The following is a 10,099-nucleotide window of genomic DNA, read 5'->3' as shown; positions in this document are numbered from 1 at the left end:
CTCGTGCAGGACCAGCAGCGTCTTGCCACCCTTGTCCTCGAATGTCACCGTGGTGACAGGACCACCCTCACCACCTTCCTCATTGGTCCACACGAGGCGCGAGTGCGGTGTCACTTCGAGGTACGTGCCGAAGAACGCCATACCATCGGGTTCGAACTCGAGACGGTACTTGCCCCCGACACGAGCATCCATCTCACAGGAACGCAGGGACATGCCCATCGACTTCGGCACCCACCACTGCTTGAACAGCTCGGGCTTGGTCCACGCCTCGAACACGATACGCGCCGGGCCGTTGAAGGTTCGGGTAACGACTAGCTCACGCTCGGACTTCCGCTCCACCGTCGTGCGGTTCTTCATGGCCGTGGCCTCACTCTCTCTTCTTGCGTCCATCGACCTTCTCCTTCCGTTTCAGTTCCTCGACAACCTTGTCCAGCTCGTCGAACCGTGCATCCCAGAGCTGGCGGTACCTCTCGATCCATGCCGCCTCTTCATCCAGTCTGCGCAGGCCGAGCCTGCAGGTCCGCACGCGGCCAACCTTCGCCGTGGTGACGAGCCCCGCCTGCTCCAAGACGCCGACGTGCTTCTTCATGCCCGTTAGGGTCATGTGGAACTTGTCGGCAAGGTCCGTGATCGAAGCGTCTGCACGCCCGAGCTGCTCCAGAACACCGCGTCGGGTGGCGTCCGAGAGCGCGGCAAACGAGGCATCGAAGCGGGTCCGCACATACTGAACCATGTGGTTCAGTATATAGCACCGGATTGGCGGCATGCAAGGCGAGGCGTCCACCCGCATGGAGGAAAACTGGAGATCGCACTGGCTCTCGATAGGTGCGCTGGTCCGGAATCGGGATCAAGGTGGAAGGCGGCAACGCCGATGAATCAAGTGTTCCCCAGGATCAAGGTTCCTCGGACAAGGCCAAACATCTATCAATGGATGGGCGCATTTCTCCAGACGCCGACGAGGCGACGGTAGTCGCTGCCCTCCGGGAAGTGACCGGTTGGGTCAACCAGCTCGCGCGCACGCTCAAGACCTGCCGTCTCTACGACCGCAACAACCCGACGGTGGTCCGGTTTCGTGAGGACCTCTACCGGGATCTTTCTCAACTGCTCGGACGCTCGGGCGCACTGAAGCTCGACGTCACCTCGCGAGCCCTCCATCACGAGGGCACAGCGGTCTACACCTCGCGCACGCGCGACGACAACCTGCCCGCGACGCTCCATCGCGACGGCATTCGTGCGCTCACCTTCCTGCCCGGGTTGGAGGCGCACGAGCTGGACGCATTCCTGGACCAGATCCTGCGGGTGATGGCGCCGGGATCCGACAGCGATGATCTCGTCACTCTGCTGTGGGAAAGCAACCTGTCCTCGCTCGTGATCGATTCGGTCCCCTTCGAAGGGGAGATCGATGGCGGGAGCGAGGAGGAGGAGGCGCATGCTCCAGCCCCCTGGCCGTCCCAGGGCGCCGGATCGGCGCCGAAGGCAACGGCGGCGGAGCCGCGCTCGGACGATTGGCAGATCGCGGAACGTCCAGGGAGCGCCGAGGAGGCCTTCGAGCGTCTCGAGGCGAGGTCGTCCGAGGAGTGCACGCGGTTCATGGCTGCATACCATGCCGAAGCCGGCCAGTCGCTCGTGGAGGCGGTCATCCAGGTCTCCACCGACGCGCTCGAGTCGGCCAAGGACGAGGATCGCGTCGAGCTCGCGGCCTTTCTGCCGCGGGTCGTCCGCGAAGCCATTTCACTCGGTGAATGGACATCCGCGCGGCACGGCCTGGGACTGCTCCGCGCCTGTGATCCCCGGTGGACCGCGACGGCCTTCTTCTCCGACGCGGGCGGCGCGGACCTCTTGACCCGCAAGTCGGTGGCCGCCCTCGATCTCCAGGGAGACCTGGAGGTGGCAGAGTTCCTGGCGCTCGCCGAGGATCTCGGGCCGGAGTCCGTGGACTGGCTCATGCACGTGCTCGCGGAAAGCCAGCAGAAGCGGGCCCGCCGTCCGCTCGCGCGCACGATCGGAGCACTGACGAAGGAGCAGCCCGAGCGAGTGCTGCCCTGGATGTCGGACGCGCGGTGGTACGTGGTGCGCAACGCGGTGCACATCCTCGGCTGGATCGGCGGCGACGAGATCGCAGGCTATCTGCGCGCCATCGCCGGCCACCCGGAAATGAGAGTGCGGCGCGAGGCGGTGGCCACGCTCAGCCAGTGCACTCCGCCCGTGGCCCGGCCCATCCTGCTCTCGATGCTGGATGGAGCCGAGCCGCGCGTGTTCACGCTGATCCTGCAGCAGCTCTGCGTGGTGCCCCATCCCGAGGTGCGCGAGCGCCTGCTGTCCCTGCTTCGGCATTCCGGCTTCCACCAGCGGTCCGAGGACGAGCGCAGAGCCGTCTACATGGGCTTGGCCTCTCAGGGTGAGCACGTGTTGCAGGATCTGGAAGGAGAGCTGAACAAGGGAGGTCTGTTCGCCCACGGGCTCGAGTTCCACCGGCAGTCGTTGGCGCTCAGCATCGCCCGCATCGGAACGCCTGCGGCGCAGGCCGTGTTGCAGCGTGGGTTGCGATCGGGGCATGCCGGCGTGCGGAAGGCCTGCGAGCTGGCGATCAAGACGGGGGAGGTCTCGGATGCCTGATTGGCCGCTCGAGGACGATCCTTCGCTGGAATCCACGCTGGGTCCGCAGCTCGTGGTGCGCCTTCACGGGCTGCTGCGAGCCATGCGGATCTACGAGCTGTCGAACCATGCGATCCGCGACCAGCTCGCGGAGGTCCTCGGCCTCATCCAGCGAGTCATGGACGGCGAGGTCCTGGTGGTGGCGATGGGGTCCTCCTTCTACGTCAACGGCGTGCGCGTCCGGGCGCATCCCTCGCAGATGGTGCTCTTCGAGCATCTCTCTTCGGAGCTCGATCAGCGCAGGTTGAGCGGCTTCCGGCTGCAGGACGGGATCGGCGCCGACGAGCTCGGCGCGTTTCTCAAGCTGGTGGTGAAGCACGAAGGCGAGAAGGCGGCGGAGAGGCTCGCCGAGGCGGTGACCGCGGCGGGCATCATGAACGCGTCCGCGGTCACGGTGGACGAGCTGCAATCGCTCGGCTTACAGCAGGGGGCCGCCAGCGAGCCGGCGGACCGGGCGGATGAGCGCGGGCGAGCGCGGCAGACGTTCGACCACGCCGTCCACGGAGCACGGCGCGCCCTCCTGGCCACGGCGCGCACCGGAAGGCCGGCGCTGCGACGAGTCAAACGGCTCGTGCAGCCGATCGTCGACACCATGATGCGCAACGAGTATTCGCTGGTGGGACTGACCGCGCTCAAGGACCACGACGAGTACACGTACGTCCATTGCGTCAACGTCAGCATTCTCTCGGTCGCCATGGGTCAGATCCTCGGCTTCCCCCGCATGGCGCTGGCGAATCTCGGGGTCGCCGCCCTGCTCCACGATCTCGGCAAGCTCGAGATCCCGCCTGAAGTGCTGGGCAAGCCCACGCCGCTCGACGATCGCGAGTGGGAGCTGATTCGCCGCCATCCGCTGCGTGGCCTGATCATGGTGAGCCGGATGCCGGGACTGCCTTCCACGACGCTCGACATGATGCGGGTCTGTCTCCAGCATCACCGCATGATGGACGGCAACGGCTACCCGAAGTCACCACCGGGCGAGACGCCCTCCGTCCTGAGCCGCATCGTGGCGCTCGCGGATTGCTTCGACGCGATGACCGCGCATCGCGAGTACCGGGACCGTCCTTACACCGGCTACGAGGCGCTGCAGATCTTGCTGGGTGCGGATCAGGAGCGGTTCGATCCGGCGGTGCGGTGGGCCCTGGTGAAGGCCGTCGGCCTCTATCCCGCGGGAAGCTTGCTCGAAACCCGCTCGGGGTATCTGGTCATCAGCCTCGGCGTGAACCCGGACGACCTGAGACGTCCCTACTGCCGCGTGCTCGCCCACAACGGGACGATCCCCCCGGATTCGTACCCGGAGCGCTGGGAACCGATGCCGGCGGAGGAGAGCGTCGTCCGCGTGATTCCGCCCGAGGACTACGACGGCGAGGTCGAGCCGCTCCTGGCCGCCTAGTCGTCCTGTGCCTCAGGGGGCCATTCGCACCACGCGCTGCGTGGCGCGCCACTGCTCCGATCGGGCCCGCACGAAGTAGAGCCCGGCGGGTGCCGAGGAGTCGTTCCCGTCGCGACCGTCCCAGGCGATCTCGTGCACGCCCGCGCTCCGTGGGCCGCGAAGCAAGGTGGCGACCACGCGGCCGGTCACGTCGTGCACGACCACCGCGACCTCGGCCGCTCGAGGCAACGTCAGGCGGAGGCGCGTGGTTCCCGGGGCAGGGTTCGGGCCTGCGAGCTCGAGTCCAAGTCTCTCTTCTCGCGCCGCATTTCCGACTCCGACCACCGGCGCCCAGGCGTTGTTGACGATCCCCCAGTTCGCCGAGTTCAGCGTGTAGCCCGCCGGGAGCGTCATGACGGGGCCGCCTGAAACCAGCTGAGCGCCGCCGCCATTGGGGAACCCCGCGTATCCTCCACCATCGATCATGAGCATGCCGGGATTGACGGACGCATTCCCGTACGCGCTGGGACTGGCTTCGGTGTAGATCTGAAACGAGAACGGCACGTTCACCGGATAGTTGCCCGTGAGCGGGATGTCCATGTCGACGTTGGGCGAGGTGATCCCCGAGAAGCAGCCGGAACCGCTCAGGTTGAAGTTTCCATGAGTCGCGGTTCCGAGGACCCCGGAGTACAGAGTGCTCGCATTGAGATGAAAGGCGGCGCTGTGACCGTTGTTGTTGGCGTAGCCGCCGGCCTTGTCGAGGTCGAACTTCACGCTCACCCACAACGTCCCCGATACGGTCGAGGGGCCGGGCGGCCCGGTGATGATCAGATCGGTGGTCTCGATCCTCGCGCGAGTCTTCCCCCAGAAGCTCCCGGAGAACCCTCCGCCCCACGTGCAGTCCAACCGTGCGAACGGTCTCACCATGCCCGGCCCCGCGTAAGCGCCTCCGGTCAGGATCCCGGTCCCGTTGCTGGGAGCGAGCGCGAATGACGTGTCGCGGCGGAAACCCGTGGCGGAATGGATCTCCGGCATGAAGGCGCCGCCGTTGTTGAACGTGATCATGTAGTCTTGTGCAGCGCCGGCAGCGCTCGCCATGAGCGAGAGACTCAGAAGAGCGATGCCGGTGGCTCGCGAGGTCATAGCTCGGCCTCCGAATTCAGGTAGCGAGTCTCGTCCTTCACCTCCTCATGCGCAGCCGGCAGCCAAAACGGCTCATGGCGGCGGGAAACGAGGGGCCTGCTTGTCGGACTCGTCCGCGGGCGATCGTCCGGGTTCGAACCCGCCTGGCCGCGAGACGCCGGCCTGGATTCGCCTCGAGGAGCTGTTCGACGAGGCACTGAAGCTCGATTCGGAGGAACGGGAGGACTTCCTCCAGCGGATCGGCGCGGAAGACCCGGCGATGGCCGCCCAGGTCCGCTCGCTCGTCGCGTCCCACCTCGCCGCCAGCGGATTCCTGGAGACGCCGCCGGCGTCGGCCTTGCCGGGAGCGCTCACCGCCTTCGACCGGCTCGGACCCTATCGGATCGTCGAGGAGATCGGTCGCGGCGGCATGGGGATCGTGTATCGGGCCGTCCGGGACGACGAGCACTTCACCAAAGAGGTCGCGATCAAGGTGATCGAGCCTGGGTTGCGCTCGGAAGGAATCCTCAAGCGATTCCGGGCCGAGCGTCAGATCCTGGCCATGCTCGATCATCCCCACATCGCGCGGCTGGTCGACGGCGGCGCCGCGGCGGACGGCAGCCCCTTCCTGGTGATGGAGTACGTGTCCGGGAAGCCGCTCCTCGAGTTCTGCGACGAGCAAGAGATTTCGATCGAAGACCGGCTACGGTTGTTCGTGACCGTGTGCAACGCGGTCGCGTTCGCTCATCAGCGGCTGATCGTCCACCGCGACCTCAAGTCCGACAACATCATGGTGACCCCGGACGGTGCGCCCAAGCTCCTCGATTTCGGAATCGCGAAGCTTCTGTCCCCGGACGCGAGCGACGCATCGGCGACGGTCACCGCGCCGATGCAGCGCATGCTCACCCCTGACTACGCGAGCCCGGAACAGGTGCGCGGCGAACCCGTCACCGTGGCCAGCGACGTGTACTCGCTCGGCGTCGTGCTCTACGAGCTGCTGACCGGCACGCGACCATTGCGGTTCGAGTCGAGAAACGCCGAGGAGGTCCTGCGCGTGGTCACCCACGAGGAACCCGCGCCGCCGAGCGCCGGAGTGACGCGCACCGGCTCGGCCGAGACCGCCTCGCGGCGGCGAACGACGACGGCGCGCCTCCGGCGACAGCTCGCCGGAGACCTCGACTACATCGTATTGAAGGCTCTCGAGAAGGAGCCCGGCCGGCGTTACGCATCCGTGGATCAGCTCACCCGCGACATCCAGCGCTATCTCGAGAATCTCCCGGTGCTGGCTCGCGGCAGGACCACCGCCTACATCCTCTCTCGCCTCGTGAGGCGCCATCGGGCGGCGGTGGTGACGGGTGCTGTCGTCCTCGCCGCTCTGCTCGCGGGGCTGGCCGGCACCACGTGGCAGGCGCGCATCGCCCGCATCGAACGCGACCGCGCCCAGCGGCGGTTCGACGACGTGCGCGCCCTGGCGCGTGCCGTGGTGTACGACATCCATGACGCCATCGCGGCGCTTCCAGGAGCCACGCAGGCCCGCGAAATCCTCGTGGCTCACGCTCTGCGCTACCTCGACGATCTGAGCCGCGAGGCCGGCGACGATCCCTCGCTCCAGCACGAGATGGGCGTGGCCTACGGGAAGATCGGCGACGTGCAGGGCCGGCCCGAGTTCTCGAACCTCGGGCGAACGGCCGACGCGCGGCGCAGCTACCAGCGGTCGCTGGAGCTCCTGCAGGCGGCATCCCGCGCGGCGCCCGACTCGATGAGGTTCGCGCGCGATCTCGTTCTCACCATGCAGCGGCTCGGCGATCTGCTCGGTCAGATGGGCCAGAAGGACGAGGCGATGACCCTGGCTCTGGATGCCAAGCAGCGCATCGCGGCCGAGCGGCGGCGTCATCCGGAGGACACCCTGCTGCGGGGTGATCACGGCGTGGCGTGCGATCGGATCAGCGACATGCGGCTTGCCGCCAGGGACACGGCCGGCGCTCTGCAGGAGTCGCTGGAAGGGCTGGAAATCGTCACGGCGCTTCACCGCGACCAGCCCGGCGAGCCTCAGTGGCGGCGATCACTCATGGTGGGTCACGCCAAGACCGCGAACCTGCGGGCGATCACCGGCGATCACGCCGGCGCGGCGCGCGACTACCAAAGGTCCCAGGAGCTGGCCCTGGACTGCGTGCGAGCGCTCCCCGACAACGTGGACGCGAAGCGGGATCTCGGCGTCGTCTACGGCATGCGCGCCATGTTCATGGCCGACGCGGGAGAGATCGACACCGCGCTCGTGCTCTACGAACGGTCCATGGAGATCGCGCAGAGCCTGTCCGCCGCCGACGCGGACGACGTCCTCCAACGGGTGGATCTGGCCAAGGGCCAATTCGAGATGGGCGCGATCCTCGTGAAGGGCCATCGCTACCGGGAGGCGAAATCGAAGTTCGAGGATGCATTCCATCGCTTCTCGAGCCTCGCGGCGAACGACCGCGGCAATGCGGAGCTGCGCGCTCAGATGGCCCGAGCGAGCCGCAGGGCGGGGGACTGCTGTCGTGCGCTGGCGGCCCGGTCGAGGGTTTCATCCCAGACCTCCCGCTGGCGGGCGCAGGCGGCGGACTGGTATTCGCGCAGCCTCGGGCTCTATCGATCGCTGTCCGCCGAGCGATCGCTCGCGGCCGTGGAGGCCGGAGCCGCGGACGAAGTTGCGAAGCTCCTCGCGTCCGTCCGTTAGGGGCCCGATCCCGACAGCTCTCGATGGAGCCAGGCTCGCGCCATCGTCCAGTCCCGCTTGACGGTCACCGGGGAGATGCCCAGGACCTCGCTCGTCTCCTCGATCGACAATCCCGCGAAGTAGCGCAGCTCGACCACGCGCGCCTGGCGCTCGCTCGAGCGTTCCAGGTCGAGCAGCGCCTGATCGAGATCGTCGAAGGCGATGGGGCGACTTCCGGCGACCTGAAGGGACTCGTCGAGCACCGTGAGCTCGAGCCCGCCGCCGCGCTTGAGCGCCCTGCGGCGGCGAGCATGATCGACGAGCACCTCGCGCATCGCCCGCGCCGCAACACCCATGAAGTGGGCCCGGCTCTGCCAGGCGGCTTTGTTGCCGCCCAGCAGGCGAAGATAGGCCTCGTGGGCCAGGGCCGTGGGCTGGAGCGTGTGCGCCTTGCGCTCCCTTCTGAGCTGGCTCGCCGCCAGGCGCCGGAGCTCGCCATAGACCACCGGCATGAGGTGATCCAGCGCCGTGCGATCGCCCCGAGCCATCCGGTTCAATGCCTCGGTAATGGAGCTTGGGTCCATCGAACCTCCGCACCCGGCGGAATGCTACCACCCGGCCGGCCGACGCTATTCCTTGAGATGAACTTGGGCGCGCTCTACCCTTAGTCCCCATCTTCAGACGACTTCGGCCGCCCTTTCTCCCTTCGAGGTGGACATGCATCGTGACCTGGCAGCATGCGTCGCCACCCTCGCGGCGTTGGCCGCGATCCTCCGCTGCAGCGCTCCGGTCTTCGCGGCGAACCCTGATGGAATCCCGGTCAGCACGGCGGCCGGGGATCAGCTGTTCCCGGTCACGGTCTCGGATGGCGCCGGGGGCACGATCGTCGCGTGGCATGACGGTTCGAACGGTCGCTGCTACGCGCAGCGCCTGAGCGCCGCGGGCATCCCGCTGTGGACGGCCGGCGGGGTGCAGCTCTCCTCGACACCGGATGCCAGCGAGGAGGTGGTGATCGTCGCCGACGGCGCGGGAGGAGCGTTCCTCGCCTTCGACGGATCCAGCACTCCTCCGCGCGCGCAGCGCGTGAACGCTTCAGGAGTCCCCCAATGGGGAGCGGACGGCGTTCAGCTCACGAACAATCTCTCGGCGACTCGCCATCTGGCGATCGCGCCCGACCTCGGCGGCACGGGCGGCGCTTTCGTCGCGTGGCGCTCGGACCTGGGTTCCGGCGGCACCTCCGATGTCTACGCGCAGAAGCTGAACTCGAGCGGAGCGCTGCAGTGGGGTTCGCAGGGAATCGCGGTCGCCGCGACCAACATGAACAGCGAGGGGAATCCCGCGATCCTCTCGGACGGGGTGGGCGGGGCCATCTTCGCCTGGATCAACCCCGGCGTGCGCGCGCGAAGGCTCAACAGCGCCGGCGCCGAGGTGTGGCAGCCGGTGATCCTGGCGAGCACGGGGAACAACATGCCGCCGAGCATGGCCTCCGACGGAGCGGGCGGGGCGATCATCGCGTGGTCCGGCGGTGGCGCCTTCATCCAATGCGTCAACTCGAGCGGCGACCGGATCTGGAATCCGGCGTCCGGTGGCTTCTCCCTCTCCACCACGGGAAGGGCGCCGACGGTGATCGGCGATGGCGCCGGCGGAGCGATCGTCGCCTGGGAGGACAGCCGCGCCCCGACGAACTTCAACCTCTATGCCCAGAAGTTGAACCAGGAGGGAGCGACGCAGTGGATGGTCAACGGCTCGCCGTTCTGCACGGCGACGGACGATCAGCGAGCGCCCAGGATGGTTTCCGACGGCGCGGGAGGCGGAATCATCGCTTGGTACGACGCCCGCAACGGCGCCTCCGGCTGGGACATCTACGCCCAGCGAATCGACGGCAATGGAGCGTCGCTGTGGACCTTGGACGGTGTGCCGGTGAGCACGGCGTCGAACAGTCAGGACTTTCCGACGATCGCCATCGACGGCGGAGGCGGCGCCTGGATCAGCTGGCAGGACTTGCGAAGCGGCACCCATGAGGACGTCTACGCCTCCCACGTCAGCTCCGGCGGAACCGTGCTGGCGGTGCCCAACGAGAGGTCGGCGACGCTCCAGGCGCATGCGTGGCCCGATCCGTTCGTCGACCGCGTCCACCTGTCCTTCGCGCTGCCGGCCGCGGCGCGCGTCCGCATGGCGGTCTACGGGGTCGACGGCCGCGCGGTGGCGGACCTCGGCGCCGCGACGCTTTCCGCGGGGGCGCACAAGATCACGTGGGACGG

General features: G+C 67.7%; 8 protein-coding genes. 4 read left to right on the top strand and 4 right to left on the bottom strand.

Features of this window, described 5'->3' with window-relative positions; genetic code table 11:
- Both VFQ05_06525 and VFQ05_06520 read right to left on the bottom strand, forming a co-directional pair.
- Positions 1-357 (bottom strand): SRPBCC domain-containing protein (locus VFQ05_06525; protein HET9326404.1); only part of this gene is annotated, 357 nt, incomplete at its 3' end.
- A gap of 10 nt (positions 358-367) precedes the next feature.
- Positions 368-733 (bottom strand): metalloregulator ArsR/SmtB family transcription factor, encoded by a 366-nt coding sequence (locus VFQ05_06520; GenBank protein HET9326403.1) that lies wholly within the window; start codon positions 731-733, stop codon positions 368-370.
- Between the two features lie 254 nt (positions 734-987).
- Between VFQ05_06520 and VFQ05_06515 the strand changes: the two genes are divergently transcribed.
- Positions 988-2,616 carry a HEAT repeat domain-containing protein gene (locus VFQ05_06515; protein HET9326402.1) on the top strand — a complete coding sequence of 543 codons (1,629 nt, stop codon included), beginning with the start codon at positions 988-990 and terminating at the stop codon, positions 2,614-2,616.
- Complete coding sequence (locus VFQ05_06510) at positions 2,609-4,045, top strand: HD domain-containing phosphohydrolase (protein HET9326401.1); 1,437 nt, start codon at positions 2,609-2,611, stop codon at positions 4,043-4,045. The genes VFQ05_06515 and VFQ05_06510 overlap by 8 nt, the downstream gene beginning before the upstream one ends.
- Before the next feature lie 12 nt (positions 4,046-4,057).
- Here the strand turns inward: VFQ05_06510 and VFQ05_06505 are convergent, their stop codons facing one another.
- A complete protein-coding gene (locus tag VFQ05_06505) occupies positions 4,058-5,167 on the bottom strand; it encodes a FlgD immunoglobulin-like domain containing protein (GenBank protein ID HET9326400.1) in 1,110 nt (369 codons plus the stop codon).
- Positions 5,168-5,267: 100 nt separating this feature from the next.
- On the opposite strand from VFQ05_06505, the gene VFQ05_06500 reads away from it, so the two are divergent.
- Positions 5,268-7,859 (top strand): serine/threonine-protein kinase, encoded by a 2,592-nt coding sequence (locus VFQ05_06500; GenBank protein HET9326399.1) that lies wholly within the window; start codon positions 5,268-5,270, stop codon positions 7,857-7,859.
- Here VFQ05_06500 and VFQ05_06495 read toward each other — a convergent pair.
- On the bottom strand, positions 7,856-8,422 hold the full coding sequence (locus VFQ05_06495) for a sigma-70 family RNA polymerase sigma factor (protein ID HET9326398.1): 567 nt from the start codon (positions 8,420-8,422) through the stop codon (positions 7,856-7,858). The genes VFQ05_06500 and VFQ05_06495 overlap by 4 nt on opposite strands.
- A gap of 133 nt (positions 8,423-8,555) precedes the next feature.
- Here VFQ05_06495 and VFQ05_06490 point away from each other — a divergent pair.
- Positions 8,556-10,099 (top strand): hypothetical protein (locus VFQ05_06490; GenBank protein ID HET9326397.1); only part of this gene is annotated, 1,544 nt, incomplete at its 3' end.

This window comes from Candidatus Eisenbacteria bacterium (assembly GCA_035712145.1).
Lineage (GTDB): Bacteria > Eisenbacteria > RBG-16-71-46 > RBG-16-71-46 > RBG-16-71-46 > DASTBI01.
Note: the sequence above shows the minus strand (reverse complement) of the source record. Positions and strands in the feature narration are given on the sequence as shown.

Excerpts from the sequence above, each read along its gene's own strand:
- VFQ05_06510 (HET9326401.1), top strand. The coding sequence starts at position 2,609 with ATGCCTGATTGGCCGCTCGAGGACGATCCTTCGCTGGAATCCACGCTG.
- VFQ05_06495 (HET9326398.1), bottom strand. The coding sequence starts at position 8,422 with ATGGACCCAAGCTCCATTACCGAGGCATTGAACCGGATGGCTCGGGGC.
- VFQ05_06505 (HET9326400.1), bottom strand. The coding sequence starts at position 5,167 with ATGACCTCGCGAGCCACCGGCATCGCTCTTCTGAGTCTCTCGCTCATG.
- VFQ05_06520 (HET9326403.1), bottom strand. The coding sequence starts at position 733 with ATGGTTCAGTATGTGCGGACCCGCTTCGATGCCTCGTTTGCCGCGCTC.